At 72.3% G+C, this 17,652-nt stretch carries 11 protein-coding genes; 7 read left to right on the forward strand and 4 right to left on the reverse strand.

Annotated features, from left to right (window positions below):
• Nucleotides 1–99: 99 nt before the first annotated feature.
• Nucleotides 100–2,208, reverse strand: coding sequence for an excinuclease ABC subunit UvrB (gene uvrB, locus O7605_RS31315; protein ID WP_269742554.1), 2,109 nt, complete (start codon nt 2,206–2,208; stop codon nt 100–102).
• 406 nt (nt 2,209–2,614) lie between these two features.
• On the opposite strand from uvrB, the gene O7605_RS31320 reads away from it, so the two are divergent.
• Nucleotides 2,615–4,312, forward strand: coding sequence for a hypothetical protein (locus O7605_RS31320; RefSeq protein ID WP_269742555.1), 1,698 nt, complete (start codon nt 2,615–2,617; stop codon nt 4,310–4,312).
• A 52-nt stretch (nt 4,313–4,364) separates the two neighbouring features.
• Here the strand turns inward: O7605_RS31320 and coaE are convergent, their stop codons facing one another.
• Complete coding sequence (coaE, locus tag O7605_RS31325) at nt 4,365–5,546, reverse strand: dephospho-CoA kinase (RefSeq protein WP_269742556.1); 1,182 nt, start codon at nt 5,544–5,546, stop codon at nt 4,365–4,367.
• Between the two features lie 243 nt (nt 5,547–5,789).
• Nucleotides 5,790–7,283 (reverse strand): 30S ribosomal protein S1, encoded by a 1,494-nt coding sequence (gene rpsA / locus O7605_RS31330; protein WP_099844791.1) that lies wholly within the window; start codon nt 7,281–7,283, stop codon nt 5,790–5,792.
• 317 nt (nt 7,284–7,600) lie between these two features.
• Between rpsA and O7605_RS31335 the strand changes: the two genes are divergently transcribed.
• The 5 genes from O7605_RS31335 to O7605_RS31355 all read left to right on the forward strand — a co-directional run bounded on the left by O7605_RS31335 (nt 7,601) and on the right by O7605_RS31355 (nt 11,203).
• Nucleotides 7,601–8,407, forward strand: a complete 807-nt coding sequence (locus O7605_RS31335; RefSeq protein ID WP_269742557.1) for a class I SAM-dependent methyltransferase — start codon at nt 7,601–7,603, stop codon at nt 8,405–8,407.
• Nucleotides 8,408–8,618: 211 nt separating this feature from the next.
• Nucleotides 8,619–9,170 carry a Uma2 family endonuclease gene (locus O7605_RS31340; RefSeq protein WP_269742558.1) on the forward strand — a complete coding sequence of 184 codons (552 nt, stop codon included), beginning with the start codon at nt 8,619–8,621 and terminating at the stop codon, nt 9,168–9,170.
• A 91-nt stretch (nt 9,171–9,261) separates the two neighbouring features.
• Complete coding sequence (locus O7605_RS31345; RefSeq protein WP_269742559.1) at nt 9,262–10,473, forward strand: esterase-like activity of phytase family protein; 1,212 nt, start codon at nt 9,262–9,264, stop codon at nt 10,471–10,473.
• 93 nt (nt 10,474–10,566) lie between these two features.
• Nucleotides 10,567–10,785: a DUF2945 domain-containing protein gene (locus tag O7605_RS31350; protein ID WP_204013918.1), complete on the forward strand. Its 219-nt coding sequence runs from the start codon at nt 10,567–10,569 to the stop codon at nt 10,783–10,785.
• Nucleotides 10,772–11,203 carry a DUF3140 domain-containing protein gene (locus tag O7605_RS31355; protein WP_269742560.1) on the forward strand — a complete coding sequence of 144 codons (432 nt, stop codon included), beginning with the start codon at nt 10,772–10,774 and terminating at the stop codon, nt 11,201–11,203. The genes O7605_RS31350 and O7605_RS31355 overlap by 14 nt, the downstream gene beginning before the upstream one ends.
• A 452-nt stretch (nt 11,204–11,655) precedes the next feature.
• Here O7605_RS31355 and polA read toward each other — a convergent pair whose 3' ends face one another.
• Complete coding sequence (gene polA, locus O7605_RS31360) at nt 11,656–14,355, reverse strand: DNA polymerase I (RefSeq protein ID WP_269742561.1); 2,700 nt, start codon at nt 14,353–14,355, stop codon at nt 11,656–11,658.
• A 470-nt stretch (nt 14,356–14,825) separates the two neighbouring features.
• On the opposite strand from polA, the gene O7605_RS31365 reads away from it, so the two are divergent.
• On the forward strand, nt 14,826–17,603 hold the full coding sequence (locus O7605_RS31365; RefSeq protein ID WP_269742562.1) for an AfsR/SARP family transcriptional regulator: 2,778 nt from the start codon (nt 14,826–14,828) through the stop codon (nt 17,601–17,603).
• The last annotated feature ends 49 nt before the right edge of the window (nt 17,604–17,652 follow it).

Consider the following 17,652-nt stretch of genomic DNA (forward strand, 5'->3'; position numbering starts at 1 on the left):
CACCGAGGGAGAGTACGCACGGCGATCACTTAGCGCAATAGGACGCTCGCATTCCGCTATTCCCCCACTGTAGGAAGTGGATTGTCGCGCCGGCGGCGGCTATCGCACGCCGGCGGCGTCCATGCCGCGCAGCTCCTTCTTGAGGTCGGCGACCTCGTCGCGGATCCGGGCGGCCAGCTCGAACTGCAGCTCCCGGGCGGCGGCCAGCATCTGGTCGTTGAGTTCCTGGATGAGCTGCGCCAGCTCGGCCCGGGCCATCCCCTCGCGGGCCGGGGTGGCCGCCCCGCCCCGGGCCCGGCTGCGGGTCTCCTTGACCGGCGCCTTACCCCGGGACAGCTGCCGCACCGCCCCGCCGACCCGCGTCGCCTCGGTGTCCTCCGCCTCACGGTAGATGTCGTCGAGGATGTCGTGGATCTTCTTGCGCAGCGGCTCCGGGCTGATGCCGTGCGCCTCGTTGTGCGCGATCTGCTTGGCCCGACGCCGGTTCGTCTCCTCGATCGCGTCCGCCATCGACGGGGTGACCTTGTCGGCGTACATGTGCACCTGGCCGGAGACGTTACGGGCCGCCCGGCCGATGGTCTGGATCAACGACCGTCCGCTGCGCAGGAAGCCCTCCTTGTCCGCGTCCAGGATCGCCACCAGCGACACCTCGGGCAGGTCGAGGCCCTCCCGCAGCAGGTTGATGCCGACCAGCACGTCGTAGTCGCCCCGGCGCAGCTCGCGCAGCAGCTCCACCCGGCGCAGCGTGTCGACCTCGGAGTGCAGGTAACGCACCCGGATGCCGTTCTCCAGGAGATAGTCGGACAGATCCTCGGCCATCTTCTTGGTCAGCGTGGTGACCAGCACCCGCTCGTCGCGCTCGGTACGCAATTTGATCTCGTGCATCAGGTCGTCGATCTGCCCCTTGGTGGGCTTGACCACCACCTCCGGGTCGACCAGCCCGGTCGGGCGGATCACCTGCTCCACGAACTCGCCCTGGGCGTGTTCCAGCTCCCACGGACCCGGGGTCGCCGACAGGAAGACCATCTGGCCGACCCGCTCCAGGAACTCGTCGAACCGCAGCGGTCGGTTGTCGGCGGCGCTGGGCAGCCGGAATCCGTGGTCGATGAGCATCCGCTTACGTGAGGCGTCGCCCTCGTACATGCCCCCGATCTGCGGAATCGTCACGTGCGACTCGTCGACCACGGTGAGGAAGTCGTCGGGGAAGTAGTCCAGCAGGCAGTGTGGCGGACTGCCGGGCAGCCGGCCGTCGATGTGCATCGAGTAGTTCTCGATGCCCGAGCAGAAGCCCACCTGCCGCATCATCTCGATGTCGTACGTGGTGCGCATCCGCAGCCGCTGCGCCTCCAGCAGCTTGCCCTGCCGTTCCAGCTCGGCCAGCCGCTCGCCCAGCTCCGTCTCGATGTCGCGGACCGCCCGCTCCATCCGCTCCGGACCCGCCGCGTAGTGCGTCGCCGGGAAGATCAGCAGATGGTCCACCTCGCGCACCACGTCACCGGTCAACGGGTTGAGGTAGTAGAGCTTCTCCACCTCGTCGCCGAAGAGCTCGATGCGCACGGCGAGTTCCTCGTACGCCGGAATGATCTCGAGCGTGTCGCCGCGGACCCGGAAGGTGCCGCGCTGGAAGGCCATGTCGTTGCGGGTGTACTGGATGTCGACCAGGCGACGCAGCAGCTGGTCCCGGTCGAGTTCCTGGCCGACGGCCACCCGTACCGCCCGGTCGAGGTACTCCTCCGGGGTGCCCAGCCCGTAGATCGCCGACACCGTCGCGACCACCACCACGTCACGCCGGGTGAGCAGCGACATCGTCGCCGAGTGCCGCAGCCGCTCGACCTCCTCGTTGATCGAGGAGTCCTTCTCGATGTACGTGTCGGTCTGCGGGATGTACGCCTCGGGCTGGTAGTAGTCGTAGTACGAGACGAAGTACTCCACGGCGTTGTCCGGCAGCAGCTCGCTGAACTCCTTCGCCAACTGCGCGCAGAGCGTCTTGTTGGGGGCCAGCACCAGCGTGGGACGCTGCAGCCGCTCGATCAGCCAGGCGGCCGTGGCGCTCTTGCCCGTGCCGGTCGCGCCGAGCAACACCGTGTGCCGGTCGCCGCGACGCACCCGCCGCTCCAGGTCGTCGATCGCCGCCGGCTGGTCACCGGCCGGCTGGAAATCACTGATGACCTGGAAACGGCCGTCGAGCCGGGGTATGTCGAGCGCCATGACCTCAACGGTACGCCGGGGCTCCGACAGTCAGACCCGGTCCGCCCGGCCACCCCACCGATCGGTCGGACGGGCGACGACGGGTGGACGTCGGCGCGGTGCGGACTTCCGTGACGCCTCGCGGATCCTCCCCGACCGCCCCGGCGACTACGTGCGGCATCTGATCGGCTTCGATATTCGCATTGTGTGGTTCTTCTCACCCCGCTACGCTTTTCCCGTAGGCCGCTCGCGGCGGCCGACCGGGCCGGTGGCGGGCCGCACAAGCCACGCCACCCCCGGCACCGAGGGTCGCAGCACCCGGCATGCCTGGCGTGCGCACCGGACGTGGTCGCGCGGATCGCGCTGACCGGCCGCCGCGAGCGCCCCTGCTCGTCACCCCCGCGTGGTCCGCACCGTTCATCCTCCCGTGGAGAGCAGCTCACAACCGCCGTCCGACAGCCGTCGCCGCGCACCCGACGAGCCGCGCACCGATCCGACCCGGGCCAGCGCCCCGGCCGGCGGCGGCAGCCCGGGCGGCACCGGTCATGCCGGGCCGACCGGTCACGCCCGTACGCACCCCCGCCGGCACCGCGCGGTCACCCGCCACCGGGCCGGTCTCGCGCCGCCCGCGATCCTCAACCTGGCCGGCACCGCACCGGCGCCACCACGGCCGGGCGTCCGCCGGGCCGTGGTCTCCGGCGGTCTGCTCGACCTGGCCGCCGGGAACCGGGCCGAGGAGGAGGATCTGGCCGGCGCGACCGCCGAGGCCGACGACCCGCGACGGGTAGCCAACCGCCGACGCCGCCTCACCCTCGCCGGGCTGGCCCTCACCGCGGTGCTCTCCGCCGTGATGCTGGTGGCCACGCTCGTCAACTGGGCGCCGGACGGCCCGCCACCACGGGACCTGACCCCGGCCGAACGGGAACGCCTGGCCACCATGCGGGTGACCAACTACCGCGAGTTACGGGCCGGGTTGCACGTCACCGCCGGCGCCGGCGCCACCCGCACCGACCTGCTCGGCTGGGTCGACTGGGCCCGGGGGCTGGCCTACCTCGACGTGGGGGGCCCGGGCGCGGGCGCGTCGCGTGGTCTCGCCCAGGCCACCCCCACCGTGCTGGTGATCAGACCCGACCCGACGGCCGTACCGACGCCGGCCATGCCGCCCCTGGTGCCACCGGCCGACGGTTGGCGGCTGCCCGCCGACCCGGATCTCGCTCCGCTGCTCGGGCTGATCTTCGCGCTCGCCGCCGACCGGCCCGATCCGGCGGACCGGTGGACCGGTCGCTGGGTGGGCCGGGAGCAGCTCAACGGTGAGCCGGTCGACGTGCTGGAGGTCGCCACGCCGGACGCCGTCGTACCGGCGAGCCGCACCCCCGGTGCCGACACGCCGGACACCGCCATCCCGACCCGCTACTGGCTGGACCGGGCCGGCCGGCTGCACCGGGTACTCACCGACGTCACCGGCATCGGACCGGTCACGGTGGCCCTGAACCGGGCCGACCGTCCGACGCTTCGACCCGTCGAGGCGCTCGGCGGTCGCCCCGGCCTGCCCCGCGCCCTGACCTCCGCCGAACGGGACCGCTGGCGTCGGATGCCGTCCCGCCTGCGCGCCGTCGGCGGGGCGACGGCCACCCTGACCATGCCCGTATCCGCCGCCACCAACCTGCGCGGCAGCGGCTGGCTGAGCTGGACGTCGGGCAGCGCCTACCTCGCGGTCACCGACCTCGACACGGACGCACGACGCACCCTGATCCGTCACCACGGCCGCCAGGTCACCCGCATCGACGGCAGCGGGTCGGCACGTGCGCCACTGCCGCCACCGGCCGCCGGCTGGCGGACGGGACCGCATCGCACGCAGGCCGTCGACCCGCTGGTGGCTGCCGCGCTGCGGGCCGCTCAGCACCCCGACCCGCGGGGCGGGACGGAACGGGTACGCGGCGACAGCATCGCCGGCACCAGCGTCGACGTGGTGCAGGTCGACACCGGCCGCGGACCGCTGCGCTACTGGGTCGACCGGTCCGGGATGCTGCGCCGGCTGGAACTGCCGACCCGCTCCGGTGCCTGGGCGCAGCTCGACCTGACCCCGGGCCGGGTTCCACGGCTGACGCCGCCACGAAAGCGCTGACCCGGCCGCCGGATGGGCAGCCACCTCGCCCCGGTGGACCGCGCCGCGCCCCTCAGGGGCGCCAACCGGTGCGGGCGGCCCACTCCTCCGCCCGGAGGTGCTCCTCGTCGAACCACGGGTCCTTCGCCGTGGCGTACGCGCCGCTGTCCGGCGCGGACGCCGCCAGTTCCCGCTTGAACACCAGGTACGCGGCCCGCCGATCGGGGTCGGCGCGCAGGTGATCGCGCATCAGCAGGGCGTAGCGCCAGCCCGGCGACCCGGTCACCCGCAGGTGCAGGTGCACCGGTCGGGCCGGGTCGGCGTTGCCGTGCAGGCGCTTCCCCCACCGGTCGCCACCGGCCGGTCGAGGGCTGTCCCACCAGTCGCCCGGCAACCGGGGGAAACCGGCGTCGGCCAGCCGCTCGGCCAACACACCGTCGGCGTCGGCGAGGGACGGCACGCTGAGCTGGATGTCGATGACATCCTTGGCGGCCAACCCGGTCATCGCGGTCGAGCCGATGTGGTCGATCCGCAGGTCGGCGGGGGCGATCGCGTGCCGGATGCGGTCCGCCAGCCGGGCGTACTGCCGGGGCCAACTCGGGTTCGGCTCGACAAGCGTCACCCGGCCCGCCCGCACCGCCCGCCGGTGACGGACGTTGTCCTCGAAGGGCACCAGCCGGTCACGCCAGAGCGCGTCGACCGCCGCGTGCAGGTCGTCGAGGCTGCCCTCGTTGGTCAGCAACACGTCCGCCACCGCCGCGCGGCGGGCGTCGTCGGCCTGGGCGGCGATCCGGCGCTGCGCCTCCGCCCGGCTCATCCCCCGATCACGGGCCAGCCGCGCCAACCGGATGTGCACCCCCGTCTGCACCACGACCACCAGGTGGTACGTGGGCGCCAACCCCACCTCGGCCAGCAACGGGACGTCGTTGACCACCACGGCGTCCGGCGGGGCGGCGGCGGTCAGCTCGACGGTGCGGGCCCGGACCCGACCGTGGACGATCGCCTCCAGCCGGCGCCGGGCCGACTCGTCGGCGAACACCAACTCACCCAGGGCAGCCCGATCCAGGGCCCCGTCGGCGTCCAGCACGCGATCGGAGAAGGCGGCGACGACCTCGGCGAGACCCTCGGTGCCGGGCGCGACCACCTCCCGGGCGAGCTGATCGGCGTCGATGAGCATCGCACCCCGCTCGACCAGCCGTCCGGCCACCGCGCTCTTGCCCGAACCGATCCCACCGGTCAACCCCACCCTCAGCACGGCACCAGTCAACCCGATCACCCCACCCCCGCCAACCCCACCCCACCCACCCCACTCGCGTTGATCATGAGGTTGACGGCAGTTGTCGATCTTCAAGGTGCCGTCAACCTCATGATCAACGGGGATGACGGCGGGCCCCGACCCGAACCCGGAGTACCGGGTCGGGGCGGGGCCCTCTGGTGTCAGTCGACAGCTTCGGGTCGCGGCGGGGGTCAGGCCCGCCGGGCCGAAGTTGTCAGCGGGTCACTTGCCGCCGGCGAGCTTCTCCCGCAGTGCGGCGAGCGCCTCGTCGGTGGCCAGCGTGCCCGCCGGCTCCTCGGCCTGCCGGCTCGGCGCCGCGCTGGTCGAGGTGGTGGTGCCGCCAGCCGCGGGGGCCGGCTGCGGGTTCGCAGCGGCCTCGGCCTCGGCGGCCCGAGAGGTCTGCACCTGCTTCTGGTGCGCCTCCCAGCGCTGCCGCGCCTCGGCGTACTGGTTCTCCCAGGTCTCGCGCTGCTTGTCGTACCCCTCGAGCCACTCGCCCGTCTCCGGGTCGAAGCCCTCCGGGTAGATGTAGTTGCCCTCGGTGTCGTAGGTCGCGGCCATGCCGTAGAGGGTCGGGTCGAAGTGCTCCTCGCCCTCGACGAAGCCCTCGTTGGCCTGCTTGAGCGACAACGAGATCCGGCGGCGCTCCAGGTCGATGTCGATGACCTTGACCATGACCTCGGAGCCGACCTGCACGACCTGCTCCGGGATCTCCACGTGCCGCTCGGCCAGCTCGGAGATGTGCACCAGGCCCTCGATGCCGTCGTCCACCCGGACGAAGGCACCGAACGGCACCAGCTTGGTGACCTTACCCGGCACGATCTGCTGGATGGCGTGGGTGCGGGCGAACTGACGCCACGGGTCCTCCTGGGTCGCCTTCAGCGACAGCGAGACCCGCTCGCGGTCCAGGTCGACGTCCAGGACCTCGACCTCGACCTCCTGGCCCACCTCGACGACCTCGGACGGGTGGTCGATGTGCTTCCAGGACAGCTCGGAGACGTGCACCAGGCCGTCCACGCCGCCCAGGTCGACGAAGGCGCCGAAGTTGACGATCGAGGAGACGACGCCCTTGCGGACCTGCCCCTTCTGGAGCTTGTTGAGGAACTCGGTGCGCACCTCGGACTGCGTCTGCTCCAGCCAGGCCCGGCGGGACAGCACCACGTTGTTGCGGTTCTTGTCCAGCTCGATGATCTTGGCTTCGAGCTCGCGGCCGACGTACGGCTGCAGGTCACGCACCCGCCGCATCTCGACCAGGGAGGCCGGCAGGAAGCCGCGCAGCCCGATGTCGAGGATGAGGCCACCCTTGACCACCTCGATGACGGAACCGCGGACGACGCCGTCCTCGTCCTTGATCTTCTCGATCGTGCCCCAGGCCCGCTCGTACTGCGCCCGCTTCTTGGAGAGGATCAGCCGACCCTCCTTGTCCTCCTTCTGAAGGACAAGGGCCTCGATGTGGTCACCCACCGAGACGACCTCTGCCGGGTCCACGTCGTGCTTGATCGACAACTCCCGAGAGGGGATGACACCCTCGGTCTTGTAGCCGATGTCGAGCAGGACCTCGTCCCGATCGACCTTGACGACGGTGCCTTCGACAATGTCGCCGTCGTTGAAGTACTTGATGGTCTCGTCGATCGCGGCGAGGAAAGCCTCCTCAGAGCCGAGATCGTCGACGGTGACCTTGGTGGCGCTCGAGGGGGCCTCGATGCTGCTCGTCATGTGGGCGGTTGCTCCGGTCGGATGGTGTGTCACAGCAGGCTGGTGTCGCGGTGACCTGTGCGCGCCAACGGATTTGTCGGCGGGCCCACCTGGAAATCGCTGAACGAGATCTTGATGTGACTCCGTCGACCGCGCACCTGCTCCCTGCCGAGGCACACGATCCGCGAGCGCATCGTCTACCCTACCTGCTGCATTACCACAGCGTGCAAGCCCTCCCGCCTACTCGTCGGCGCACCAGCCGCCAAAGCGGAGATTTCGACCAGACGCCCCACCGGCCCGCCGCCCGCCCTCCCCACGTGAGGGCCTAGCGTGGCCTGGTGAACGACGACGACCGGGTGACCCGCCGCCGGGTGGGTGACGCCGAGGCCCGCACCGCCAACCGACGCTGGTGGGACGCCGACGCCGACGCCTACCAGGCAGAACACGGCGACTTCCTGGGGGACGTGGACTTCGTCTGGTGCCCGGAGGGACTGCGCGAGGCGGACGCCCGACTGCTCGGCGACGTGTCCGGGCGACGGGTGCTGGAGGTGGGCTGCGGCGCGGCGTCCTGCTCCCGCTGGCTCGCCACCCAGGGCGCCCGGCCGGTCGCGGTGGACCTCTCCGCCGGCATGTTGCGGCACGCGACCCAGGCCAACACCCGCAGCGGGGTACGCGTACCGCTGGCGCAGGCCGACGCGCTCGCGTTGCCCTTCGCCGACCAGAGCTTCGACATCGCCTGCACGGCGTTCGGCGCGGTCCCGTTCGTCGAGGACTCGGCGGCGCTGATGGGTCAGGTGCACCGGGTGCTGCGTCCCGGTGGCCGGTGGGTCTTCTCGGTCACCCACCCGATGCGCTGGATCTTCCTGGACGACCCGGGAGAGGGCGGGTTGACCGCCGTGCACTCGTACTTCGACACCCGGCCGTACGTGGAGCTGGACGAACACGGCCGGGCCAGCTACGTCGAGCAGCACCGCACCCTCGGCGACCGGGTCCGCGAGCTGGTGGGTGCCGGGTTCCGGCTGCTGGACCTGGTGGAACCGGAGTGGCCGGAGGGACACGAGGGGATCTGGGGGCAGTGGAGCCCGCTGCGCGGCCGGCTCTTCCCCGGCACCGCCATCTTCGTCACCGAGAAACCGGCCGACTGAGCCGGCCGGCGGTGCGGTCCGGCGCCGTCGCGGACAGCGAGTGCGACGCCGCCGTCCCGGGGTGGCGTTACGCTCACGTCATGAGCGTGCGCCAGCGAGCGAATCATCGACGCGGTGCCGTGGTGCCTCATGCCGGCCCGCAGCCCGGCGGAGGGCCGGCATGAGCGCCGAGCCCATCCCGACATCACCTGGCCCATGGTGTCCGGATCCGATGCGGCAGCAGCGTGCGGACTACACGCTGGAGGACCTGCTCGCCCTGCCGGACGACGCCCCCCGCGTCGAACTCGTCGACGGAGTCATCCACGTGACACCCTCCCCCACCCTGGGCCATCAGGACATTTCCAGCCTGGTATGGCTGTGGCTCCGCGCTCACGCTCCCGACCACCTGCGCGCCGCCCAGGCGGTGGGCGTCGGACTCAGCCACAACACTTGCCGGCAACCGGACGTGCTGCTCTGCCGCGCCGGGCTGCCATCCGACCGGTCCCGGCTGCGGCCGGCGGACGTCGTGCTGGCCGTCGAGGTGGTCTCGCCGGGCACCCGCCGGGTCGACCGGTTCGCCAAGCCGGGCGAGTACGCCGACGCCGGCATCCCCTTCTACTGGCGCATCGAGCAGAACCCGGTGCACGTGTACGCGTACCGCCTCGGCGACCGGATCGGGCCGGGCGGGGAGCGGCAGTACGAACTCGTCGCCGACAGCGCCGAGCTGATCGAGCTGACCGAACCGTTCGAGATCAAACTTCCGGTCCGCGACCTCACCGGATAGCCGACCGCCGGACGAACCGGTCACCGGACGCCCGACGGCGGCCACCGCCAGGTTTCCCCCAGTTCACCCGCGCTCCCTAACGTCCGGGCGCATGAGACAGATCACCGCCACCCGCCTGGGACGGGCACTCGCCGGCGCCGGCGTCCTCACCCTCGCTCTCGCCCTGGGCGGCACCGCGTCCTTCGCCGGTGCGCCGACGACCGCCAGGCCGACGCTCACGGGTTTCGCGTCGCTGCCGGCCGCCACCTTCGTACCCGGCAGCGAGCCCTCCGGCAGCCTCGTCACCGGCAACACCAACGGCTACCCCACACCTTTCGCCGACCAGCCGATCCAGGGCTTCTCCGGTATCGCCGACAACGGCGACGGCACCTTCGACGTGCTGTCCGACAACGGCTACGGCAACCAGGCGAACTCGGCGGACTTCCTGCTGCGCATCCAGCGGCTCGCCCCGGTGTTCGCCACCGGCGACGTCGACGTGGTCGGCGGGATCAACCTCACCGACCCCGACGGGCACGTGCCGTGGCAGCTGACCCGCACCGACCGGGTGCTCACCGGCGCCGACTTCGACGTCGAGTCGATCGTCAAGGCGGCCGACGGCAGCTACTGGATCGGTGACGAGTTCGGACCGTACCTGCTGCACTTCGACCGGACCGGCCGGCTGCTGCGGGCGCCGATCCCGCTCGACGGTGTGGTCGCCCCGGAAACCGCCGCGCGCACCGGCGTCCCCGCCACCCTCGCCAGCAGCCGGGGCTTCGAGGGCCTGGCCGCCTCCCCCGACGGTCGCCACCTCTACGCGCTGCTGGAGGGCACCGTCGCCGGTGACGCTCCCGGCCAGCTGCGGCTCAACGAGTTCGACAGGTGGACCGGCCGCTACACCGGCAAGCGCCTCACCTACCGACTCGAAGCGCCGAACCTCGCCATCGGCGACGCGATCGCGATCGACCGGCACCGCTTCCTGATCATCGAGCGGGACGGCGGTCAGGGCCCCACCGCCGTGGTCAAGCGGCTCTACGTCGCCGACGCCCGCGACCGCGACCGGGACGGCCTGTTGGACAAGACCCTGCTCGTCGACCTGATGAACGTCGCCAACCCGAAGCGGCTGGGTGGCTTCGACACCACCTTCACGTTCCCCTTCCAGACCATCGAGAACGTGGTGATCCTGGACAAGCGGCGGGTGGCGGTACTCAACGACAACAACTTCCCGTTTTCCACCGGCCGCGCCCCCGGCGTCGCCGAGGACAACGAGTGGATCGTCATCACGCTGCCCCGCTCGCTCGACCCGGACCGACGCGTCCTCAGGTGACCAGCGCCGCCGCCCGGCCCGTCCGACCGCCCTCGGCGCGGTCGGGGCAGGGCGGCGGCGTTTTCCCCGAAGGTGCCCGGGTACCCGGGCGGCATGGCCGACGAGGAGTTCCGCACCGGCGACCACGTCTCCTGGGCCAGCCACAGCGGCCGGGCCCACGGTGTGGTCAAGGAGAAGCTGACCGAACGCACCCACGTACGCGGGCACGCCGTGAACGCGACACCGGAGCAGCCGCAGTACCGCATCCGCAACGACGACTCGGGCCGGGACGTGGCCCACCGCCCGGAGGTGTTGCGCCGTGAGCCGTCGTGACGACCCCGACCAGACCTACCGGGAGTTCACCGAGGCGGTAAACATGAAGCCCGGCGAACTGTCCACGTGGCTGGACACCGACGAGTCCAAGCATGTCGGCTGGCGGCGGAAGGGCAGCGGCGGCGGCGAGACGGTCGGCCACGAGTCCGGCCGAAAGATCATCGACCTGTTGCGCCGCAAGCGTGGCCAGCTGACCGAGGCCGACTACAAGCACATGCGCAAGGTCGTCGGGTACGTGCGGCGACACATGGCCCAGCGGCCCAGCGGCGACGTGCGCGACACCCGGTGGCGGTACTCGCTGATGAACTGGGGCCACGACCCGGTCAAGGCACCCCTGCCGCCGCCCGGCGGCCCCTCCCGCAAGGCCCTCGACCGGCACGGCGCCCCACCCAGGTCCCGCCGAGGCCCCGCCCGCTGACACCCGCACCCCGCACACCCCACCCACCACCACACCACCACCAGCACCAGCACCAGCACCAGCAGGCGACAACTTCGGCGAAGTCGCTGGGTCAGCCGACCCGCGAGGCAGCAACTTCGGCGAAGTTGCTGGGTCAGCCGACCCGCGAGGCAGCAACTTCGGCGAAGTTGCTGGGTCAGCCGGCTCCGCGAGGCAGGAGCTTCCCCGAAACTGCTGACATCAGCGCACGGTTCGCCCGCGGGACCGTGACCGGCACTCGTTCGGTGACCACGTCAGGGTTTCGGGGCAGCCCGACCCGCGCAGGGATCAAGCCTGACCGCCCGGAGCGGGTCGGGCTGCCCCGAAACCCCCTCCAGGCCAGGTTCGGACCGCCCGCCAAACCCCCCGCCAGGCCAAGGTCGGGCTGCCCCGAAACTCCTTCAGGCCTGCGCCGGCACCCCGCCAAGACCGGCTCAGTGGTCGGCGCTGTTCCAGTCGCGGCCGTCACCCACCGACACCTCCAGCGGCACCGACAGCGGGTACGCCCCACCCATCTCCCGTCGGACCAGTTCCTCGAGCGCCGCCCGTTCGCCGGGTGCCACCTCGAAGACCAGCTCGTCGTGCACCTGCAGCAGCATCCGGGAGCGCAGGCCGGCGTCCCGCAACGCGGTGTCGACGTGCAGCATGGCGACCTTGATGATGTCCGCCGCGGAGCCCTGGATCGGGGCGTTGAGCGCCATCCGCTCGGCCATCTCCCGCCGCTGCCGGTTGTCGCTGACCAGGTCCGGCAGGTAACGGCGGCGGCCGAGAATGGTGGAGGTGTAGCCGTCCTGCCGGGCCCGGGCGACCACCTCCTGGAGGTAGTCCCGCACCCCGCCGAACCCGGCGAAGTAGTTCTCCATCAACCCGCGCGCCTCCTCGGCGCTGATGCCGAGCTGCTGGGACAGGCCGAAGGCGCTGAGCCCGTACGCCAGGCCGTAGTTCATCGCCTTGATCTTGCGCCGCTGGTCCGGGGTGACCTCCGCCAGCGGCACGGTGAACACCGACGAGGCCGTCGCGGCGTGGAAGTCGGCGCCGGAGTTGAACGCCTGGATCAACGCGTCGTCGGCCGACAGGTGCGCCATGATCCGCATTTCGATCTGGCTGTAGTCGGCGGTCAGCAGGCACTCGAAGCCCGCACCGACCACGAAGGCGCGGCGGATCCGTCGCCCCTCCTCGGTGCGGATGGGGATGTTCTGCAGGTTGGGCTCGGTGGAGGAGAGCCGGCCGGTGGCGGCCACCGTCTGGTTGAAGGTGGTGTGGATGCGACCGTCGTCGGAGACCGACTTGAGCAGCCCGTCCACCGTCGACTTGAGCTTGGCCACGTCCCGGTGCCGCAGCAGGTGGGCCAGCACCGGATGTGGATTCTGCGCGTAGAGCCACTGCAACGCGTCGGCGTCGGTGGTGTAACCCGTCTTGATCCGTTTGGTCTTGGGCAGGTTCAGCCCACCGAAGAGGATCTCCTGCAACTGCTTGGGCGAACCGAGGTTGAACTCCCGCCCCACCGCCTCGTACGCGCCCTGCGCGGCGGCCTTCACCTCGGCGGCGAAGTGCGCCTCCAACTCCGTCAGGTAGTCGGTGTCCGCGGCGATGCCGGTGCGCTCCAGCTGCGCCAGCACCCGCATCAGCGGCAGCTCCACCCCGGCCATCAGCCGGGCCGACTGCTCCCCGTCGCGGGACAGCTCCGCGTCGATCGCATCGGCCAGGTCGAGGGTGGCCCGGGCGTGCAGCATGAGGTTCTGCTCGGCCGCACCGTCGCCGCCGAGCCCGTCGAGGGTCAGCTGGCCGGACTCCGGGGCGTCGACCCGCAGCTCCCGGTGCAGGTAGCGCAGCGCCAGGTCGGTCAGGTCGTAGGAGCGCTGGTCGGGGCGGGCCAGGTACGCGGCGATCTGGGTGTCGCGGGCGATGCCGGCCAGCGCCCAGCCGTGGGCGGCGAAGGCGAGCACGGCCGGTTTGCTGTCGTGCAGCACCTTGGGCCGGGTCTCGTCGGCCAGCCACGCCGCCAGCGCCGCCTCGTCGGCGGCTTCCAGCTGGCCCGGGTCGAACCAGGCCGCCGCACCGTCGGCGGTGGCCAGGGCCATCCCGGTGACGGTGGCGGTGTGCCGGCGGTTCGGCCCGGTGTCGAGCTTGACCGCGACACCGACCCCGGTGCCGGCCGGTGCGTGCGTCTCCAGCCAGCCCACCAGGGCGCCGGGCGCGGCCAGCACCTCACCGACCAGGTCGAAGCCGGATTCCGCCTCCGGCTCGACCGCCTCCAGGTACTGGTAGAGACGGTCGCGCAGGATGCGGAACTGGAGCGTGTCGAAGACCTGGTGCACCGCCTCCCGGTCCCACCCCTGCCAGCGGGCGTCCTCCGCACGCAGCGGCAGTTCCAGGTCGGCGACCAGACAGTTGATCTCGTAGTTGCGGATCACGTCGGCGAGCCGTTCGCGCAGGCTGTCCCCGGCCTTGCCCTTGATCTCGTCGGCCCGGGCGATGACGCCCTCCACCCCGCCGTACGTGTTGATCCACTTCGCGGCGGTCTTCGGGCCGACACCGGGAATGCCGGGCAGGTTGTCGCTGGTCTCGCCGACCAGGGCGGCCAGGTCGCGGTAGCGCTGCGGGGGCACACCGTACTTCGTCTCGACCGCCGCCGGGTCCATCCGCGCCAGGTCGGAGACGCCCTTGCGTGGGTAGAGCACGGTGATCTGCTCGTCAACGAGCTGGAAGGCGTCCCGGTCGCCGGTGCAGATCAGCACCGGCATGCCCTGGTCCCGGGCCTGGCAGGCCAGGGTGGCGATGACGTCGTCGGCCTCGTAGCCCTCCTTCTCCACCACCGGCACCCGCAGCGCCGCCAGGACCTCCTTCACCAGGCTGACCTGGCCCTTGAAGTCGGTCGGGGTCTCACTGCGGCCCGCCTTGTACTCCGCGTACTTCTTGGTGCGGAAGGACCGGCGGGACACGTCGAAGGCCACGACGATGTGGGTCGGTTGCTCGTCGCGCAACACGTTGATCAGCATCGAGGTGAAGCCGTAGACCGCGTTTGTCGGCTGCCCCGTCGTGGTGGAGAAGTTCTCCACCGGCAGGGCGAAGAACGCCCGGTATGCCAGGGAGTGTCCGTCGACGAGGAGCAGGCGCGGGGTCGTAGCTGTCACGGCTGCGACTCTAGTCCGTACCGCCGACAACAACCGCCCCGACGTGGCCGGCCGGCAGCCGGTGGCCTCCCGGCGAAACCGCAGCTCGCAGCCGAGCGGGAAGGGAACGGGAAGGTCCACCGGTAATGCTGGCGGGCGGACGTACGGCGACTTCGGTGACGGGACACCCCGACGGCGGGCGCCGGCGGGCGGCGCGACCGCCCAGCGGCCGGTGTCGTCCCACGCGAGGTGCCGTCCAGACCACACGCACGGCGAAGGGCCATTCGGGGGCGGGCGGGCCCGACACGGTCCGCCCGCAGCGCCCTCCGCCGACCGCTCGGCGCGGGGCCGACCCGACGCAGGTCGGCCCCGCCGGCGCCAACCGCCTCGCCCGGTGCCGGTCCGGCATGTCGGTGGTGTCCCGACAGCCGCCTTCGGGTCTGGTCCTACACTCGCGGCGAGTCCCGTTCGCCGCGCCGCAGAGGACGTCCGTGGAGCTGCACCTGCTCGGTCCCGTCGAGATCCGGCACCACGAGCGGCCCGTCGCCGTCGGCCGCCGGCTGCACCGTCTCCTGCTCGGGATACTCGCGTTACGCGCCAACACCCTCGTGTCGACAAGTGAGCTCGTCGACCTGCTGTGGTCCGCCCGCGCACCGCGCACCGCCCGCGCCATGGTGCACTCGCGGGTGTCCGAGCTGCGCACCGCCCTGACCGCCGCCGGCATCGGCGACGAGCAGCTGGCCATCCTGACCGACGGCGGCGGCTACCGGATGCTGCTCGATCCCACCACCGTCGACGTGCACCGGTTCCGGCTGCTGGTGGCCCGCGGCTGCACCGCCGACGGGACGCTCGACTGGCCGCAGCGACGCGACCTGCTGCGCGAGGCCGTCGCCCTGTGGCGCGGGCCGGCGTTCGGTGGGTGGCTGCCCCGCCAACCGCCACCACCCGAGGTCGAGTCGCTCGAGGATGCCCGGCTGACCGCCCTGGAGCAGCTCTTCGAGGCCGAGCTGAACACGGACGCCGACGCCGGCGTGCTCGTCGAACGGCTGGGCCCGCTCGCCACGCAGCACCCCAGCCGGGAACGCTTCACCCTGTCGCTCATGCGCGCCCTCGCCGCCAGCCACCGCCCCGGCGACGCGCTGCGGGCCTACGAGCAGCACCGGCGCTGGCTCGCCGCCGAACTGGGCGCCGACCCGAGCGACGAACTGCGGCAACTGCACCTCACCCTGCTCCGCGCCGTCGAACCGGACGGATCGCCGCCCGGCACCGCCACGTCCACCCCGACGCTGTCGCCGGGACCGGCCGAACTGCCCGCCGAACCGGGCGGCTTCGTCGGACGGCGGGCCGAGCTGACCCACCTCGACGCCGCCGTGCGCACGGGCAGCCGGATCGTCGCGCTCGTCGGTCCCGCCGGGGTCGGCAAGACCGCCCTCGCGCTGCGGTTCGCCCACGCCCGTCTGCACCAGCGGCCCGTCGCCCACCTGTACGCCGACCTGCGCGGCGCCGCCGAGCCGGTCGCCCCCGCCACGGTGCTGGAACGGTTCCTGCGGGCCCTCGGCGTGCCCGGCGACGCCATTCCCGCCGATCTCGACGAGCGGGCCGCCCGCTACCGCTCCGAACTGGCCGGCCAGCCGGCGCTGATCCTGCTGGACAACGCCGCCTCCTCGCACCAGGTCCGGCCGTTGCTGCCCGGTGCCGGTAGCAACCTCGTGCTGATCACCAGTCGGCGGCGCCTCGACGGTCTGGTCGCCACCCACGGCGCCACCCAGGTGGTGCTCGCCCCGCTCACCGAATCCGACGCACAGCACCTCCTCCGGCAGGGGCTCACCGCGTCGGCGGCGGACAAGTCGGCGGACGAGTCGGCGGACCTGCGCCGGATCGCCGAACTGTGCGACCGGCTGCCGCTGGCGCTGCGGATCGCCGCCGCTCGGCTGGGCGAGTTCGGCGACGGAACGGCGCTGGCCGGGAGGCTCGCCGCCGAGGGCGACCGGATCGGCCTGCTGACGGCGGAGGACGTCTCGGTACGAGCGGCCCTGCAGGTCTCCCTCACCGCGCTGGACGCTCCGAGCCGCACCATGTTCCACCTGCTCGGCGTGCACCCGGGGCAGCGTCCCGGCACCGAGGCGTGCGCGGCGCTGGCCGGGCTGCCACCGGCCGTGACCCGGGACCTGCTCGACCGGTTGGCCGCCGTCCACCTGGTGCGCTCCGTCGACGGCCGGCATCAGATGCACGACCTGGTCCGGTTGTTCGCCGCCGAACTGGCCGCCGCCGACCCGGCCGCGGCGTCGGCGGCACTGCGGCGGACGCTCACCTTCTACCGGGACACCGCCGCCGCGGCCGACCGGGTGCTGCGTCCGGCGGAACGGCCCAACTTCGACACCGCCGGGTCCCCGGTACGCTTCGCCGACGTGCCGGCGGCGCTGGCCTGGCTGGACGCGGAGGCGGACAACCTGGTGGCGGCCGTCGAGCGGGCCGAGGCGGACCATCCGCGGCTCGCCTGGCAGATCGCCGCGGCGATGTACGGCTGGCTGTTCCGCCGTCACCAACGCGACCGCTGGATCGACCTGTACTCACGTGCGGTCCGGGCCGCGCGGCAGGTCGGCGACGCCCGGGGCGAGGCCATGCTCAGCGGCCGGTTGGCGATCCCGCTCAGCCTGCTCGGCCGGCACGACGAGGCGGCCGGTCACGGCACCCGGGCGTACGAGCTGCGGGTCGCCGGGGGTGACCAGCTCGGCGCGGCGACGGCGCTGCTGAACCTCGCGGCGATCGAGAACAACGCCGGGCGTCCCGCCGAGGCGATCCGGCGGCTCACCCAGGCCGAGGAGCGCAGCCGCACGTTGCCCGACGCCGGTCATCTGCGTGCCCTGGTCGCCAGCAACCTGGGCGAGGCCCACCAGCTCGCCGGACGGCTCGGCGACGCGGTGGCGCACTACCGGACGGCGTTGGCGCTCGCCGAGACGCACTGCGGGGCCCGGGACACGGCGGAGATCCTGGTCGGGCTGGCACGGACCCACCGCCGCGCCGGGCAGCCGCTGGAGACCCTACGGCTGGGACAACGCGCCGTCGAGCAGGCCCGGCTGGCCGGGGACGTGCTGATCGAGGCCGAGGCACGCGAGGAACTGGGGCAGGCCCACCTGGCCCGCCGCGACCACGCTCGGGCACTCGCGGAGCTCAGCACCGCGCTGGAGACGTACCGGGCCAAGGGGCACCGCGGCACCGCCGAACTGACCAGCCAGCTGGCCGAGCTGACCCGGTCGACGCCCGAGTGACCGGGCCGGAACAGCACGGGGCCGGCCGGTGGTCACCACCGGCCGGCCC

This window comes from Verrucosispora sp. WMMA2121 (assembly GCF_027460185.1).
Taxonomy (GTDB): Bacteria; Actinomycetota; Actinomycetes; order Mycobacteriales; family Micromonosporaceae; genus Micromonospora; species Micromonospora palythoicola.